Raw genomic sequence first — 16,021 nt, 5'->3', positions numbered from 1 at the left:
ATGAATCGTCGCAAATCGGATCCACGCACTCCCGCATCCGTCTACTTCGCTCTGATCGCTGCCACTTTGATCGCAGCTTGCGGAGGCATGTTGCACGTCTACTACAAGAACCAGCAAATCCAGGTGGTGCGGGAAATCGACGCCATTGATCGCCGGGTGGACCAATACAGACTTGATGTCAAAACCACCGACTACCGGATGGATCAGTTACTGAACCGATATGCGATTCGCAAGCAGCTTGAGGAAAACTCATCCACTTTGTGTGCCATTCCACTGGGACTGATTGAGCAGGTCGATCCAGCTCCTCCCGCTCGTGAAAGCGTGGCTTCGGCCACCCCTTGAAATTCATAGTGACCCGACAATTCCAATCTCGCTGCATCGTTCTGTGCTCGGTCCTGGTGGCCGGGCTGAGTGCGCTCTCGGCAAGATTGGTCCAAATTCAGTTGGTCGAACGCGAACACTACGCGGAGCAATCCAGCAGCGTTTTCGAGCGTCGTGAAACACTCCCTGCAATCCGCGGCATGATCGTGGATCGCAACGATGAGCCCCTGGCCAAGAGTGTTCCAGTTTGCAGCCTGTGGGTGGATAAAAATCACCTTTACGACGAGAATGAAGCGTCATGGGGCTTGGCCTATGAGGAGGCGCACAACAGCCCGGATTGGTCGAGCCTATCACCTCGTGATCAGTCACGCAGAATCAAGCGGCTGCGGAATGATATTTTGGCGACGGAATCCGAGGATGTCATCGTTCAGAAACATCTCGCTTATGCAATTGGAATTCTCGCCAGGCCACTCGGCATGCGGAAGGAGGACCTACGCAAGCGAATCGTGGACAACACCGGCGAATACTTCACGATTGCCAAGGATATCCCGGATGACATTGCGCAAAAACTTCGCGACATCGTGGATGAAAACCGCATCCATGGATTTGATTTCGATGGCTCGCTGAAACGGGTTTACACGTCACCTCACTTGGCGACACATGTCATCGGCTTCACCGGTTATTCGGAGCGGACGGATGAAGATGGCAACAAACATGAAGAAGTTGTCGGAAAATTCGGGATCGAATCAGCAATGGAAGAGTATCTCGCTGGCAAAGATGGCTGGCGTGAATACCGGCGCTCTACGGGCGGATTGCGATTGCCGGGTGATCCGGGAAGTTTATTGCCGCCGAGAGCCGGGTTGAACGTCCAGTTGACTTTGGACATGCAATTGCAAGCCATTGTTGAAGAGGAATTGGATGCGGGTTTGAAGGAATTCAACGGCGAGCGGGGAGCGGTGGTGATGATGGATCCCAAAACCGGCGAAATCCTGGCGATGGCAAGTCGTCCCCATTTCGATCTCAATCGGCTCGAGACCGTTTCTAAGAATAGCTACAACTTTGCGATCCAGGCGATTTATGAACCGGGCTCGACGATTAAAATCGTAGCGGTTTCGAGTGCCCTCAATGAAGGATTGGTCAGTCCTCAAACCAAAATCTTTTGTCACAACGGTTATTTCAAGGACGACAATGGGGCGGTTGTTACCGATGAGCACCCCAAAGGAACGATTTCGGTCGAAGAAATTCTGAAGTATTCGAACAACATCGGCGCCTACAGCCTGGCGAGGCAGGTTGGGATGAATCGTTTTTACGACTATCAGGATCGATTCGGTTTTGGCCGTAAGACCGGCGTTAGCCTGAGTGGAGAAAGTCGTGGTCTGAATCCCAAGAGCCGGAATCCTACAACCTTCTCAAGAGCAGCGTTTGGTTATGCTTTGAGCGTGACCCCGCTTCAAATGGCGACGGCTTACTGTGTCATCGCTGGCGATGGCAAGCTCCGCAAACCCCATATTGTAAAGTCCATCGTGGCGAATGATGGCACGGTGGTGCAGCGTTTTGATCCCGAAGTGGTGTGTGAAACGATCAAGCCAAAGGCTGCTGCCGAAATGCGGGCGGCCTTGACGAAGGTCACTTCGTCCGGAGGCACGGCGACCAGGGCAAACGTACAAGGATTTCATGTCGCGGGGAAAACGGGAACCGCGCAGAAACTCAGAGCGGACGGCAAAGGCTACATGGTAGGCCACTACATACTTTCTTTTGCGGGAATGATGCCAGCGGAAGATCCGGCCTTTGTTTGCTACGTCGTCCTTGACGATCCCAGACCAGTGGGGGTAGGCCGCGTCGGCGGGACCACAGCTGGTCCCATTTTTTCCCGTATTGCTGCCCGTGCCGCCATTCGCATGAATTTGCAGCCATCGGAACCCGTCTCACCACCTGTTGCCACTTCTGCTTCCCGATGAATTTGCGTGATCTCACCACCTGTCTTTCCCGTCTCACGGTCTCCGGTCCGTTGGATCTGGAAATTGCCTCCCTTACCGCATCTTCGAAGCATGTTGAGGCTGGGACTCTTTTCGCTGCCATCCGTGGCACCACCGTCGATGGTCATCAATTCATCGAGGGAGCGATCGCTGCCGGCGCAGTCGCGATTCTTGCGGAAACCGCACCTCCGAAAGATTTGGCGTCCACGATCACTTGGATCCACGTGCCGGATAGCCGGTTGGCGCTTTCGCTCATGGCTTCCGAGTTTTATGGCAATCCCTGGAAGGATTTTGCCGTTGCTGGAGTGACCGGAACCAATGGAAAAACCACGACGACTTTCCTGATTCATCACATCATGAAAGCCGCCTGGCATCGGGCTGGCTTGCTCGGAACGATTTTAACGGACGATGGTGAAACCATTGATGTTGCCAAACACACGACACCGGGATCTCTGGAGTTATCCGAGCTTCTCGGTCGGATGCGTGACAACGGTTGCCGTGGTGTGGCATTGGAAGTTTCCTCTCACGGGATTCATCAAAAACGGACCGCTGCCATCGGATTTGATGCGGCGGTGTTCACCAATCTCACCCAGGATCATCTCGATTATCATGGCACGATCGAAGCCTATTTCCAGGCGAAGGCGGATTGGTTCGAAGCGCTTGCCGCAGATCCACGTGGGAAGAAATCCACCGCGATCATCAACATCGATGATGCCTACGGAGCGGATCTCGCCGCTTCGCTGGAAGGGCGTTTGCCGATGATCCGTTTCGGCTTCGGCGTGCATTGCGATTTCCGGGCGAACAACCTTCGTCAAAATGCCCGGGGCATGGAGTTCGAGCTGCAGGCAAAAGGCCGGACTTTCCTGGTGCGCTCGCCGCTCATCGGGCGGTTTAATGTTTACAATATCCTGGCTGCCATTGCCGCTGCCAATGCCTGCGGAATTCGTCCGCGCGATGCGATTGCGGCTTTGGCTGATTCACCACAAGTCCCAGGTCGCCTGGAAAACGTGGGAAATGCCGGTGGTGCCACGGTTTTTGTGGATTACGCCCATACGCCTGATGCTCTCGAAAACGTTTGCCGCACATTGAGGGATCTCAATCCTCGTCGATTGATCACCGTATTTGGTTGTGGGGGTGATCGCGATAACGGCAAGCGTCCCTTAATGGCTGCTGCAGCGTCCCGCCATAGCGATGCTTGCATTATCACGTCCGACAATCCGCGCTCGGAAGACCCGGCTGAAATTATCCGCCAGGTCGAAGCCGGTATGACGAATAAAAACTACCGGAGCATCGTGGATCGTGCCGAAGCCATCGATTTCGCCATCCGTGCTTCACGCTCCGGTGACATTGTTCTGATCGCTGGAAAAGGGCACGAGACCTACCAGCAGTTTGCAGACAAAACTATTGATTTTGACGATCGGAAGCACGCTTCCAAATCGCTGCGCGATCGTGCGCAGGAACTTTCCGAACAGAGATGAAACCGATCACCGCTCGAGAACTCGCGCAAATCCTGGGCACTACGGTGTCCGTAGGAGATCGCGAAGTTGTGGTGAGCGGTGGAGTATCAACAGATACACGCAAGCTTCCGGATCATTCGGCGTTCTTCGCGCTACGCGGTGAAAACTTCAACGGCGATCATTTCGCCCGCAAAGCTCTGGAAAATGGCGCCGTTGTGGCGGTGGTTCAATCGTGGGAAGGTGAAGCTCCGCCATCTGGTACTGCGGTCATCGTTGTTACCGATACTCTGCTTTGTCTTCAGCAGCTTGCCTGCTGGTGGCGGAAGCAGTTGGACATTCCGGTCGTGGCCATTACCGGATCGAACGGTAAAACCAGCACCAAGGATTTCACGGCGGCCGTTCTGTCGAAGCGATATCAAGTTTCAGCGACCAAAGGGAATCTCAACAATCATATCGGGGTTCCGCTCACCGTGCTTTCGACCACGCCAGAGCATACCGCGGCCGTTTGGGAAATGGGCATGAATCACTCTGGTGAGATTGCACCATTGTGTGAGATCGCCAGACCGAAATACGGCATCATCACCAACATCGGCACGGCCCACATCGAGTTTTTAGGATCGAGGGAAGCGATCGCGGAGGAAAAAGGCACACTCGCCAGAGCACTGCCGGAAGACGGGAAGTTGTTTGTTCCCGCCGCTTGTGACTTTAACGAATACTTCCGGCAGCGAACGCATGCCATGCTCATACCAGTGGGCAATGGCCGTGGTTTGGTCAGAGCCGAGAATCTCCGCTTCACGGGCGATGGTTCGCAATTTGATCTGGTGATTCACGGCGAGACACCGGTCTCGGTTTCCTTGCCGGTGCCAGGTCGACATATGGTTACCAATGCCCTGTTGGCAGCCGGTGTGGGCTGGAAGCTCGGGGTGCCTCCTGAAGAAATCGCAGATGCTTTGCAGTATGCTGTTCTCACCGGTGGACGGTTGCGGCGTTTCGATTACGAGGGCGTCACCGTGATTGATGATACTTACAATGCGAATCCTGAATCGATGGCGGCGGCGATTGATACTCTCGCGGAGACTCCGGTTGAGGCTGGCTCGCGACGAATCATCGTGCTGGGCCGGATGGGCGAGCTTGGGCCATTTGCGCCCGCAGCTCATCAACGGACCGGTGAACTCGCTGCGGCCCGCAATCTTACGGTGATCGCCGTAGGTCAAGGGGCGGAAGGCATTGCCGTTGGAGCTGGCGATGCTCCCTATTTTACCGATTTTGATGAAGCCGCTTCCTGGCTGACACGTGAGACCAAGCCCGGCGATGCGGTGCTTTTCAAAGGAAGCCGGACCGCAACCATCGAAAAAGTGATGCACGCTGCCTTTCCCCGAACCTCATGCTGACCGCAATTTACGATTTTTGGTATCAAGCTTTTCAACACGAAAATCCAACAGGTGATTTCGCGTGGGCTCATACTTTCAGTTTTCTCAATTTGTTCCAATACATCACGTTCCGAGCTGCCTGCGCGGGGCTGATGTCGTTCATGCTATCCATTGTTTTTGGTCCGAGAGTCATTCGTAAACTCATTTCGCTCAAAGTCGGTCAGCCGATCCGGACGGCAGCTGAAGTTCACAAACTGGCAGAGCTTCACGGCGGAAAGCTTGGCACGCCAACGATGGGCGGTGTCATCATCATCGGCGCGGTGTTGATCTCGACTTTGGTATTTGCACGTCCGCTGAATCCATTCGTAGCGGTGTGTGCCTGCACTATGGCCGCGTGTGGGTTGTTAGGATTTTGTGACGACTATAAAAAAGTGGTCGAGAAATCATCGGATGGACTCAGCAGCCGCACCAAACTTTTCTGGCAGTTCATGATCGCACTGGTCGCGGTGTTGTTCATTTTCTTTAAGCCTGAAATTTCAGGTCATGGGGCAAGTCATGATCAACTGGCAGGCCGTTTTGCGGGATATATTCTCGGTAAGGATGCTTCAGGTAAGGATATCCCGATTGACGTTGGCGCGATATCCTTTCCATTGCTCAAGACTCCACTGATCAACCTTGGATGGCTGGTGATCCCTTTCTTCGTGCTGGTCATCATTGGTTGCTCCAATGCAGTGAATCTAACCGATGGCTTGGATGGTTTGGCCACCGGTTGCACCATCAGTGTCGCATTGTCATACTCGCTCTTGGCCTATCTTGCTGGTCACTATTTTATGGCCGCTGAGTATTTGGTGATCCCGCACAACCGATACGTTGGTGAGCTTGCGGTTTTCCTGATGGCATTGGTCGGAGCATGCTTTGGATTTTTATGGTTCAATTGCCATCCCGCCAAAGTCTTCATGGGCGATACCGGATCGTTGGCGATTGGTGGAGCGCTCGGGACGGCGGCCATTGCGACTAAACAAGAACTGCTGCTGGTCATCATCGGTGGTGTCTTTGTGATGGAAGCGATGTCTGTCATTCTCCAAGTTGGTAGCTTTAAATTGCGGAAAAAGCGCATCTTCAAAATGTCGCCGATCCATCACCATTTCGAGTTGTTAGGCTGGCACGAAAGCCAGGTGATCATCCGTTTTTGGATTCTTTCCATCATGTTGGCCCTGTTCGGCCTCGCCATTCTGAAGATTGCCTAACCGATGAATCTAACAGGGAAACATGTTGCAATTTTAGGTGTCGGCCGCAGTGGTCGTGCGGCTGCGGCCTTGGCTTTGCGTGAAGGGGCGACTGTCTCAGCGTGGGATAGTGCGGGTCCAGCTGCCTTTCAGGGCATGCCGGAACAGGTGGAAATCCATCCGAATGCAACAGCAGAGCAGGGGGCTTCCTTGGTTTGCGATTTGTTGGTCGTGAGCCCGGGCATCGATACCTATGGCCCGTATGTGGAAGCTTTTTCGAAGCATGCCGGTGAGGTGATCGGTGAAGTGGAACTAGCGTCCTGCTACTATGAAGGCCGTATCGTCGGCATTACCGGAACGAACGGCAAGACCACGACGACCGAGCTGGTGGCCCGGATTCTTTCCCATGCCGGCTTGGGAGGTTCCGCATGCGGCAACTATGGAGTTCCTTTTGCAGAGATCGTATTGCAAAAAGACCAACCTGCGGCGGTTTCGTTAGAGTTGAGTTCATTTCAGCTGGAAACCATTCGCACCCTGCATCCTGCAGTGGCTGTCTGGCTGAACTTCGCGCCGGACCACATGGACCGTTATCCAACCGTCGAATCCTATCGGGTGGCCAAGTTGCGGATTTTTGAAAATCAAACTTCGTCTGATGCCGCGGTGGTCCGTGATGGAGAGGAAATCGGGGATCTGGCGCCGCCGAGGATTTCGTTTTCGACCACCAACCCGGAAGCTGATTGGTATTCGGATGGCCATGTCGTGAAACACGGTGGCGAGATCGTTTTGGATCTCGATCATGAAACTGGATTGCGCGGTTTGCATAATGCGGAAAATGCAATGGCCGCTCTGGCAGCCTGCAAAGAGTTGGGGATCGAATTGGATGTCATGCGGGAAGCCATGCGTGGCTACGCGCCACCCCCACATCGTTGTGAACTGGTTCGCACTTTGGATGGGGTGGAGTATCTCAATGATTCAAAAGCGACCAATCTCCATGCGTTGGAAAGCGCCTTGCGTTCGCAAACGCGACCTGTCATCCTGATCGCCGGTGGCAAAGATAAAGGATTGGACTACAGACCGGTCCTGCCTTTGTTAGAAAAGAAAGCGCTGGCTGCAGTAACTTTCGGTCAGATTGCAGATCCGCTTGCTGAGCTTTTTTCCAAATCGGTAACCAGCCGATCGGTTCCATCCCTGGGGGAAGCGATCGCCGCTGCCCGCACATTGGCTCCTCGTGGTTCCACCATCATCCTTTCACCTGGCACGTCATCTTTCGATCAATTTTCCGGCTATGAGGAACGCGGCGATACCTTCCGCGCCCTCGTCCATCAACTCCGTTAGCTCTTAGTTCCCACGCATGAAACCGCACACCCTTCCCGTCAAACGCCGCCCAGTTCGGAAAAGCGTCTTGAAGCGCCTCAGCGCTGTGACCCAGCGTCGGAAGCAACAGCGCGCTGCCGTTGCTTCGGCCGATGATTATCCTGGCGATCATAGTTCGAAGATTGCCCGGGCATTAACCATCATCGTTTTGATTCACGTGGTCGCGATCGGGTTGATCATTTTCCACCAGAGATTTTTGGACAAAAATCATGTGGAAGCTCCGAAGAGAGTGGCAGCAGCTGCCACAGTCACCTCGGGGAGAGTCCAGGTGCAGCAGCGCCAAACTAAACTCAGTCCTGAGGACTCGACCTACAGGGTGAAAGCCGGCGATAACTACTCGCGGATTGCCGAGCAGCAGAAAGTCGACGAAAATGAGTTGCGCGAAGCAAATAACCGTATGGATCTGGTGCCGGGTGCCATTTTGAAACTTCCACCACAACGGATCGTTGCTGTCGACCCGCCTGAAGTGGAAAAGATTCGTCAGGCAGCGGTGTCGGATCGGGATCGAGGTTTGGTCGAGTCTCAGCCGTATGATCAATCCGAGACTGCTCCACGGGCTATTTTGGTCCGCCCTAACAGACAGCTCCCAACTGTTGCCACTACGACTTCGAGCGCTTCGTCTGAAAGCTATACGGTCAAGGAGGGCGATAGCATCTGGCGGATTTCGAACCGATTCAAAGTGGATCAAAAGGCATTGATGAAACTCAATGGCATCACCGACGCCCGCAAGCTTCGTGTGGGCATGAATTTGAAAATCCCGCGTTAACCTGTCTAACTTCGCATGCTCCGCCACGCTTCGATTTTGTTGATTGTATGTGTGGGTGCGCTGGTTGCACTCGGGCTAACCATGCTTGCGAGCACGAGTGTTTGGGCATCTGAATCAACGACGCCCTACGGGTTGTTGCTCAAGCAATGCATCATGTTCGGAGTCGGGCTGGTCATTGCGATCTGCTGTGTCTTTATTCACCAGAACACGCTGCGGAAATTTTATCCGATTATACTGATCGCTGCGAGCATCGCTCTGGCGCTTTGTTTTGTGAAGGGGATCGGCGTGGAGCAATGGGGCTCCAAGCGCTGGATCGGGATCGCGGGAGCCGGGCAAATTCAACCATCAGAATTTGCTAAAATCGCCGTTGTGCTATCACTCGCCGGTTGGTTTGCCCGTTGGCAGACCGAGACCAAGACCTTGTGGCGTGGCTTTATCATTCCAGGTGCCATGGCGGGTGTGCCGGTCCTTTTGATCATGCTTGAGTCGGACGTGGGGACCGCGCTTTCGCTCGCTGTGGTTACCGGTGCTATTTTCTTCTGCGTGTGCGTTCGACTGGCTTATCTGGTTCCTACCGCTTTGGGGGGGATGTTTGCGGCAGCTTTTTACGTCTACAATGATCCGAACCGCTGGGCGCGGATTCAGGCATGGCTTGATCTCGAAAACCCAGCCTATTCCCAGAGCATCAATTTCCAGCACCTGCACGCACTCTACGCGCTCGGAAATGGCGGCGCCACTGGCGTTGGATTGGGCAATGGAGTGGAAAAATTCGGCACTCTCACCCTCGCTTACAGCGATTTCATTCTCCCGGCCATCGGTGAAGAGCTTGGCCTGGTCGCCACCCTGGGGATTGTCATTTGTTACGTGCTGATCGCGGTTTGTGGCGTTGGAATCGCCGTTCAGGCGGATCAAGTATTCAATCGATGCCTCGCGCTTGGATTGACCTGCATTCTGGTGATTCCGGCTATGATGCATGTGGGAGTGACCACGGCTCTGCTGCCGAATGATGGTGTTGCTTTACCCTTCGTGAGTTATGGGGGAACCAACCTGGTTTGTAGCTTGATCTCGGTTGGTTTGCTAGTTGGCATTCAACGAAATACACGAGAAGTGCGGGCTTTGGAATACCCGCTTGCACGAGAGCAACGGATGGCGGTTCGGCTCTGATTACTGGATGTGCATGGTGGTTACATGAGCCATCACTTGTGGGCTTGAAACGGATGTAAGGGAAAATTCAATGAAAACTTACGCGGTGCCAGGTTGACAAGGGTGGGCGGGGTTGACCAATCTGCGACACGCACAGCGTGGGTAATACGCCCATTGTTGGGTTAAACTTTCACTCCAAGGACTCCAAGCCCAGTGTTTTCAAACGAAGATTATCTCGCGGAATTGCTCACCGAAGCCGGTATGGTGAGCGCGGAACAGGTGGCGAACGCGCGCGCCTCCCTTTCGGGAAATGAGACGTTGGTTGAGCATTTGCTCGCCCATACCGCTCTCGGCGAAGAGCACGTCGCTCATACCCTCGCTACGAACGCAGGGGTTCCCTACGTCAGTTTGGCGGACGTTGATTTCAATTCTGAGATCACATCCACGATCCCAGCCGATGTGGCAAGACGCTATAAAGTGCTGCCTGTCGTCGACGATGGGACTTACCTCACTGTTGCCGTTGCTGACCCGCTCGATTTCGAAGTGCTCGACACACTGCCGCACATTCTGGAGCGGGAGCTGAATCTGACCTGCGCCACGCACCGGGAAATCCAACATTTCATTCGGGAAATCTACGGCGCTGAAAATGCCGCGAGCAGCGATGATCTTTCATCCTTTTCAGTCACCACTGGTGATGCTGAAGCTGGCTCGGAGACCGGAGATGCCCCGGTGATCCGCCTGGTTACTCAAATTCTCACCGAAGCCTTCCGTTTGAGAGCTTCGGATATTCACATCGAGCCTCTCGAAACCTCCGTTCGTATCCGTTACCGGATGGACGGCAAGTTGGTTCAGGTGGACTCGCATCCGAAGAAACTCCTGCCGCCGATGATTGCCCGCCTCAAGGTGATGAGCGGCAGCATGTCGATTGCGGAAAAGCGCCTGCCACAAGACGGTCGGATCCAGCTGAAGATGGGCGACAAGGAAATCGACCTCCGGGTTTCTTCCGTGCCATCCAACCACGGCGAGTCCATCGTGATGCGGATTCTCGACAAGTCCGCGCTGGTCCTCGGTTTGCCTGAGCTTGGTTTCTTCTCCGATGACCAGGCGCTGTTCGAACAAATGCTCGGACTTCCAGACGGCATTCTCCTCGTTACTGGTCCGACCGGTTCCGGTAAAACGACGACCCTCTACGCCTGTCTCAACGTCATCAACCGCCCGGACAAAAAGATCATCACGGTGGAAGACCCGGTCGAGTATGAGCTGCCAGGTATCAACCAGGTGATGGTGAAAGCGGATGTCGGTATGACCTTCGCAGCCGCTCTTCGCGCCATGCTTCGTCAGGCCCCGAACATCATCATGATCGGGGAAATCCGGGATGCGGAAACCGCGAATATCGCGATCAACGCATCTCTAACCGGTCACTTGGTTTTCTCGACCTTGCACACCAACGATGCACCGTCCGCCGTTGCCCGTCTGGCCGATATCGGCGTCAAGCCGTTCCTGATCGCGTCTGCGGTTCGCGCCGTTCTTGCCCAGCGTCTGGTGCGTAAACTTTGCCCGGTTTGTAAAGCTCCTGCCGAATTGACCGAAAAAGAAATTCGATCCCTCTCGCTGGATCCTACCCGCCTAGCAGAAGCGACCATTTACGGCCCTGTCGGCTGTGACAAATGCCGTGGCGGTGGCTATCGCGGACGGATGGGTATCTTCGAGATCTTCGTGATCGATGACGAAGTTCGCCAAATGATCAACAACGGCCTTACCACTACCGAACTCCGACGCCGTGCTCGCGAGCTTGGCATGCGAACCCTCCGCGAGGATGGTATCCGCAAAGTGCTTTCTGGTCTCACCTCCGGCAACGAAGTGGTCCACGCCACGATGTCCGACGCCGAATAAATCCCACCGCTTCTCGTCCATGGACAACAAACAGCTTATTGATCTTTTCAAATCCCGCGGTCTTGTCGATCGCGCTCTCGCCCAGGATATTCTCGCCGAGGTTGACCACAGCGGCAAGCAAGTCGCCGAAATCCTCGCCGACTACCAAGTCATCAATGATAAGGATGACATCTGGCCAGTGATTGCTTCCGAACTTGGCGCAGAGCAGGTGGATATTTCCGGCTACACCCCGCCAGCCGCTTTGCTCTCCCTGCTTCCAGCAGGTACCGCCCGCCTCCACGGTGCCTTGCCCGTGAATTTCGATGATGTCGGCCTCCACGTGGCTTTGGTGGATCCTTTGAATCCACAAACCATGGAGGATCTTCGCTTCGCGCTCGGTCGTGAAGTGGTCCTCGTGATCGCTCCTGATTACCTCGTCGAACAAAAGATCAACGAGTGCTACGGCGGAGAAGGCAAAGCGATGGATGACATCCTCGGCCAACTTGAAAGTGGTGGTGAGCTCAAAGGTGATTCCGAATCCGAAGCGAATTCGGCCCCGATCATCCGCTACGTCGACTTGGTTCTCTATCAAGCGATCAAGGAAAAGGCGTCTGACATTCACTTCGAGCCATTCGAGAAGGACTTCAAGATCCGCTATCGGGTGGACGGTGCGCTCTATGAAATGGCGCCACCGCCGGTTCACCTCGCATTGCCGATCCTTTCCCGGGTCAAGGTGATGGCGAACATGAACATCGCCGAGCGCCGGATTCCTCAAGACGGCCGGATCGTGAAGCAGGTCGGCGACAAGCAGGTCGACATGCGGGTTTCGTCACTTCCTACCCACCACGGCGAATCCGTCGTGCTCCGGGTTCTCGACCGTTCTTCGGTCAACCTGTCTTTGGAAAACCTCGGTCTTCCGGACAATATTTACGAATACATTGGCGACACCATTGAGAAGCCAAACGGCATTTTCATTGTGACCGGTCCTACCGGTGCAGGTAAAACCACCACTCTTTACGCAGCACTCCGCCGGATCAACACCGTTGATGCCAAGTTGCTTACCGCTGAAGATCCAGTCGAGTATGACATCGACGGCATCATCCAGATCCCGATCAATGAGTCGATTGGTTTGGATTTCCCACGGGTTCTCCGGGCATTCCTCCGTCAGGATCCGGACCGCATCATGATTGGAGAGATGCGGGACAAGGATACCGCACAGATTGCGATCCAAGCTGCGCTTACGGGACACTTGGTGCTTTCCACCCTCCACACCAACGACGCGCCAGGTGCTGTGACCCGTCTGGTCGACATGGGTTGCGAACCGTTCCTGGTTTCAGCTTCATTGGAAGGTGTTCTTGCTCAACGTCTGGTGCGGACCATTTGTAAGGATTGCAAATCACCCTACGAGCCGAGTGAGGCGATCCTTAGCCAGCTTGGTGTTTCTCCGCATGAGTTGGGAGACAAACAGTTTTACACCGGTGCGGGTTGCGAACGATGCGGCCAATCCGGTTACAAGGGGCGCCGAGGCCTCTACGAGTTGCTGAATATCTCAGATCCAATTCGGGAATTGATCACCGATCGCGCTCCGTCCGTTGTGCTCAAGCAGAAGGCGATGGAGTTGGGAATGAACACCTTGCGTGAAGATGGTCTGCGCAGCATCTACATGGGCGCGACGACGATTGAAGAAGTTCTCAAATACACCTGATGCCCTTTTTCGGAAATTGTGGTTTTTCAAATCGCTCTTTCGAAAGCCAGCCGTTCTAATCCTCCAAAAAAAGACCCCACTCCTTGTAAAGACCTACCTCCATGGCCAACTTCCAATACGCAGCGCTCGATTCAAAGGGCGAGCAAACCACAGGTGTCATCGCCGCCGCTTCCGAACAGGAGGCGATCCAGAAACTGCGCGCCAGCGGATATTACCCGACTCAAATCGTTGAAGAAGGGAAAGTTCCGAAGGGTGCGAAGAAAGCAGCCGCCAAAACCAAGGGCAAAGCCGCCGCTAAGAGCAAGGCGACCAAGTCCGCTGTCGGCGGCAAGGTGAAGGCAAAAAACCTCATGATCTTCACTCGCCAGCTCGCAACTCTGATCGATTCCGGTCTGCCGTTGCTTCGGAGTCTGAGCGTGCTTGCAAAACAGGAGCCCAATCCGGTTTTGAAAGCGACCGTTACGACTCTTGCTGATTCGGTGCAAGGTGGTTCGACGTTCTCGGAATCGCTTTCCCAGCATCCACGGATTTTCAACAAGCTGTATGTGAACATGGTCAAAGCCGGTGAGCTGGGCGGTGTTCTTGAAATCGTTCTCAACCGTCTTGCTGAGTACCAGGAAAAAGCGGCCAAACTGAAGAACAAGATCGTTTCCGCGATGGTCTATCCGGTGATCGTGATGTTCATCGCCGTTTGTATCTTGGTCTTCCTGATGATTTTCATCGTTCCGAAGTTCAAGGACATGTTCGCGGAAATGGGGAATGAGAAACTCCCGCTGATTTCCCGGATCGTGTTCGGTGCCTCCGAGTTCTTCATCGCAAGACCGTTCTTCCTTCCAAACGCGGTGTTCATCTTTGTGTTCATCGGCTTGCTGGTCTTCCTCTACAACATGTGGGGTAAAACCAAAGGTGGCCGTCAGAAAATCGATACCATGAAACTTCGGATGCCGATCTTTGGTGACATCCAGCGCAAAAGTGCCGTTTCCCGTTTCTCCCGAACTCTCGGAACCCTGGTAACCTCAGGTGTGCCGATTCTCCAAGCGTTGAACATTACCCGTGACACAGCGGGTAACGTGATTATTTCCCAAGCCATCGAGAAGGTTCACGAGGCCGTGAAAGAAGGGGAATCAATCGTCAGCCCACTGCAGGCCTGCGGCGTATTCCCAGACATGGTGATTTCCATGGTGGACGTGGGTGAAGAAACCGGTCAGCTGCCTGAAATGCTTCTGAAAGTAGCAGACGTTTTCGACGATGAAGTTGATAACGCCGTGACCGCTTTGACCTCGATTCTCGAGCCGATCATGATCGTCTTCCTGGCATTGGTTGTTGGTTCCGTGGTCTTCGCGCTGTTCCTCCCGCTGATCAAGGTCATCGGTGCTATGGGCGAGCAAACGTGAGATCAAGAATACTCATAGGATCCGAATTATTCGAAGGAACATGAAAATCACCAAATCCACCTCGGCTCGGGGTTTCTCGCTCGTCGAGCTCCTCGCGGTCATTACGATCATTGTTATCCTTGCCGCCATGATCATGGTTGGCATGGGGTTCGTGAAGGACAAGCAGGCGCGGAGCACCGCTAGTGTTCAACTGGCATTGCTCTCCGATGCTTTAGAAAACTACAAATTGGACAACGGCGTTTATCCAGCTGGTGGAGAAAAGCCGAATGATTCTAATCCCCTCTATCGCGCTCTGTATTGGGGCGATGTGGAGGACGACACAGAAGGCGGTGCCGTAAACGGACACAAGGTTTACCTGCCTCAATTGAACCCTGACGATAATCCTCAGGGTTGGATTGATGGATCTGGCGGATCTGCCCGAATTGTCGATCCTTGGGGTAATGAATACTATTATCGTCCAGGTGAACTTCCAGATGGTAAGGTTAATACAGATGCTTGGAATCCAGATTTCGACCTTTGGTCTGCTGGCAAAGACGGCAAAACCAGCACCACGGATCAAAAAGACCCTTCGAATAGAGACGATATCCTGAATAAGTCCTAATTCATTCAGTTAGAATCTACCTGATTTTTCAAATGCCCGCCGGAGTCGGTGGGCATTTTCTCTACCAATATCAACATGAGCGAAGAAGAAATCACACCGGAAGATACCGGTTCCAAACCGGCAGCTAAGGTCCGCCGTATCTCGAACCCTCGCGCCAGGAAAAAAGCGAAAAAGGCAGTCGAGGTTGAATCGGACACGGCCGAGAAGGAGTCTGCTCCGGTTGAGATGGTCGCTGAGCCAAAGCAAGCATCTGCTGAAATTGTTGCTCAGGAACCAGCGCCGAAATCCGAGCCGACCTCTTCAGATTCTGATGTATCGGAAAACGATGTGATCCCCACCATTTCCGAGGAACCGATTGCCACGATTTCCTCCGGTCAGCCATCGCACGATTCGAAGAAGAAGCGTCGTCGTCGGAAAGGAAAGGGGGCAAACGCCCATCATGAGGAAAGTCAGGCTGCAGGTGAAACAGTCGCAGAAGGTTCCGTTGGTCAAGCGCCCCAGAACCGGAACAATCCGAATCCGCGCCCTCAATTGGATCCAGATGTTGTCGCTGTAAAAGCGTGGAAAATTTTCCTCGCTGAAGTCAGTGAGGAAGGAGTGGCGCTGATCAATGATCAGGATGCGAGGGATTTGGCACGTCGCTGCTTCCGGCTTTCCGAGATCTTTTTGGAAGAGCGTGCCCGTCGGCGTCGCGATTGATCCGCTCGGATTTCAATGAATTGCATAGACCGTTTGCCAAAAATAATTGCCGAAAGATCTCATAAAAAGCTGGTACGACTATTTGAAGCCTATTAGCTTTCCTCATCTGCCGTCCCC

Annotated in this window: 13 protein-coding genes; all 13 read left to right on the top strand. The window is 53.9% G+C overall.

What is annotated here, in order from left to right:
* The 13 genes from JIN85_RS13590 (at window position 1) to JIN85_RS13530 (ending at window position 15,904) form a co-directional block, all read left to right on the top strand.
* Complete coding sequence (locus JIN85_RS13590; protein ID WP_200271643.1) at window positions 1-342, top strand: hypothetical protein; 342 nt, start codon at window positions 1-3, stop codon at window positions 340-342.
* Window positions 339-2,279 (top strand): peptidoglycan D,D-transpeptidase FtsI family protein, encoded by a 1,941-nt coding sequence (locus JIN85_RS13585; protein WP_200271641.1) that lies wholly within the window; start codon window positions 339-341, stop codon window positions 2,277-2,279. The genes JIN85_RS13590 and JIN85_RS13585 overlap by 4 nt, the downstream gene beginning before the upstream one ends.
* Window positions 2,276-3,775 carry a UDP-N-acetylmuramoyl-L-alanyl-D-glutamate--2,6-diaminopimelate ligase gene (locus JIN85_RS13580; RefSeq protein WP_200271639.1) on the top strand — a complete coding sequence of 500 codons (1,500 nt, stop codon included), beginning with the start codon at window positions 2,276-2,278 and terminating at the stop codon, window positions 3,773-3,775. The genes JIN85_RS13585 and JIN85_RS13580 overlap by 4 nt, the downstream gene beginning before the upstream one ends.
* Window positions 3,772-5,145 (top strand): UDP-N-acetylmuramoyl-tripeptide--D-alanyl-D-alanine ligase, encoded by a 1,374-nt coding sequence (locus JIN85_RS13575; RefSeq protein ID WP_200271637.1) that lies wholly within the window; start codon window positions 3,772-3,774, stop codon window positions 5,143-5,145. Before JIN85_RS13580 ends, JIN85_RS13575 begins: the two co-directional genes overlap by 4 nt.
* Window positions 5,139-6,371, top strand: coding sequence for a phospho-N-acetylmuramoyl-pentapeptide-transferase (gene mraY / locus JIN85_RS13570; RefSeq protein WP_200271635.1), 1,233 nt, complete (start codon window positions 5,139-5,141; stop codon window positions 6,369-6,371). Before JIN85_RS13575 ends, mraY begins: the two co-directional genes overlap by 7 nt.
* A gap of 3 nt (window positions 6,372-6,374) precedes the next feature.
* Window positions 6,375-7,685 carry a UDP-N-acetylmuramoyl-L-alanine--D-glutamate ligase gene (murD, locus tag JIN85_RS13565; RefSeq protein WP_200271633.1) on the top strand — a complete coding sequence of 437 codons (1,311 nt, stop codon included), beginning with the start codon at window positions 6,375-6,377 and terminating at the stop codon, window positions 7,683-7,685.
* Window positions 7,686-7,701: 16 nt separating this feature from the next.
* Window positions 7,702-8,490, top strand: coding sequence for a LysM peptidoglycan-binding domain-containing protein (locus tag JIN85_RS13560; protein ID WP_200271631.1), 789 nt, complete (start codon window positions 7,702-7,704; stop codon window positions 8,488-8,490).
* Window positions 8,491-8,505: 15 nt separating this feature from the next.
* Window positions 8,506-9,654 carry an FtsW/RodA/SpoVE family cell cycle protein gene (locus JIN85_RS13555; protein ID WP_200271629.1) on the top strand — a complete coding sequence of 383 codons (1,149 nt, stop codon included), beginning with the start codon at window positions 8,506-8,508 and terminating at the stop codon, window positions 9,652-9,654.
* A gap of 192 nt (window positions 9,655-9,846) precedes the next feature.
* The gene (locus JIN85_RS13550) at window positions 9,847-11,526 is read left to right on the top strand and encodes a GspE/PulE family protein (RefSeq protein WP_200271627.1); all 1,680 of its coding nucleotides are present in this window, start codon (window positions 9,847-9,849) and stop codon (window positions 11,524-11,526) included.
* 19 nt (window positions 11,527-11,545) lie between these two features.
* Entirely contained in the window at window positions 11,546-13,210 is a 1,665-nt protein-coding gene (locus JIN85_RS13545; RefSeq protein WP_200271625.1) for a GspE/PulE family protein, read from the top strand.
* A 101-nt stretch (window positions 13,211-13,311) separates the two neighbouring features.
* Entirely contained in the window at window positions 13,312-14,604 is a 1,293-nt protein-coding gene (locus tag JIN85_RS13540; protein ID WP_200271623.1) for a type II secretion system F family protein, read from the top strand.
* 40 nt (window positions 14,605-14,644) lie between these two features.
* Window positions 14,645-15,205 carry a prepilin-type N-terminal cleavage/methylation domain-containing protein gene (locus JIN85_RS13535; protein ID WP_200271621.1) on the top strand — a complete coding sequence of 187 codons (561 nt, stop codon included), beginning with the start codon at window positions 14,645-14,647 and terminating at the stop codon, window positions 15,203-15,205.
* A gap of 75 nt (window positions 15,206-15,280) precedes the next feature.
* A complete protein-coding gene (locus tag JIN85_RS13530; protein WP_200271619.1) occupies window positions 15,281-15,904 on the top strand; it encodes a hypothetical protein in 624 nt (207 codons plus the stop codon).
* The last annotated feature ends 117 nt before the right edge of the window (window positions 15,905-16,021 follow it).

The organism is Luteolibacter pohnpeiensis (assembly GCF_016595435.1).
Taxonomy (GTDB): domain Bacteria; phylum Verrucomicrobiota; class Verrucomicrobiia; order Verrucomicrobiales; family Akkermansiaceae; genus Luteolibacter; species Luteolibacter pohnpeiensis.
Note: the sequence above shows the minus strand (reverse complement) of the source record. Positions and strands in the feature narration are given on the sequence as shown.

Bases quoted from the DNA above. Each gene is read 5' to 3' on its own strand.
- JIN85_RS13590 (WP_200271643.1), top strand. From the start codon at position 1: ATGAATCGTCGCAAATCGGATCCACGCACTCCCGCATCCGTCTACTTC.
- JIN85_RS13580 (WP_200271639.1), top strand. From the start codon at position 2,276: ATGAATTTGCGTGATCTCACCACCTGTCTTTCCCGTCTCACGGTCTCC.
- JIN85_RS13575 (WP_200271637.1), top strand. From the start codon at position 3,772: ATGAAACCGATCACCGCTCGAGAACTCGCGCAAATCCTGGGCACTACG.
- mraY (WP_200271635.1), top strand. From the start codon at position 5,139: ATGCTGACCGCAATTTACGATTTTTGGTATCAAGCTTTTCAACACGAA.
- murD (WP_200271633.1), top strand. From the start codon at position 6,375: ATGAATCTAACAGGGAAACATGTTGCAATTTTAGGTGTCGGCCGCAGT.
- JIN85_RS13560 (WP_200271631.1), top strand. From the start codon at position 7,702: ATGAAACCGCACACCCTTCCCGTCAAACGCCGCCCAGTTCGGAAAAGC.
- JIN85_RS13555 (WP_200271629.1), top strand. From the start codon at position 8,506: ATGCTCCGCCACGCTTCGATTTTGTTGATTGTATGTGTGGGTGCGCTG.
- JIN85_RS13545 (WP_200271625.1), top strand. From the start codon at position 11,546: ATGGACAACAAACAGCTTATTGATCTTTTCAAATCCCGCGGTCTTGTC.
- JIN85_RS13540 (WP_200271623.1), top strand. From the start codon at position 13,312: ATGGCCAACTTCCAATACGCAGCGCTCGATTCAAAGGGCGAGCAAACC.
- JIN85_RS13535 (WP_200271621.1), top strand. From the start codon at position 14,645: ATGAAAATCACCAAATCCACCTCGGCTCGGGGTTTCTCGCTCGTCGAG.
- JIN85_RS13530 (WP_200271619.1), top strand. From the start codon at position 15,281: ATGAGCGAAGAAGAAATCACACCGGAAGATACCGGTTCCAAACCGGCA.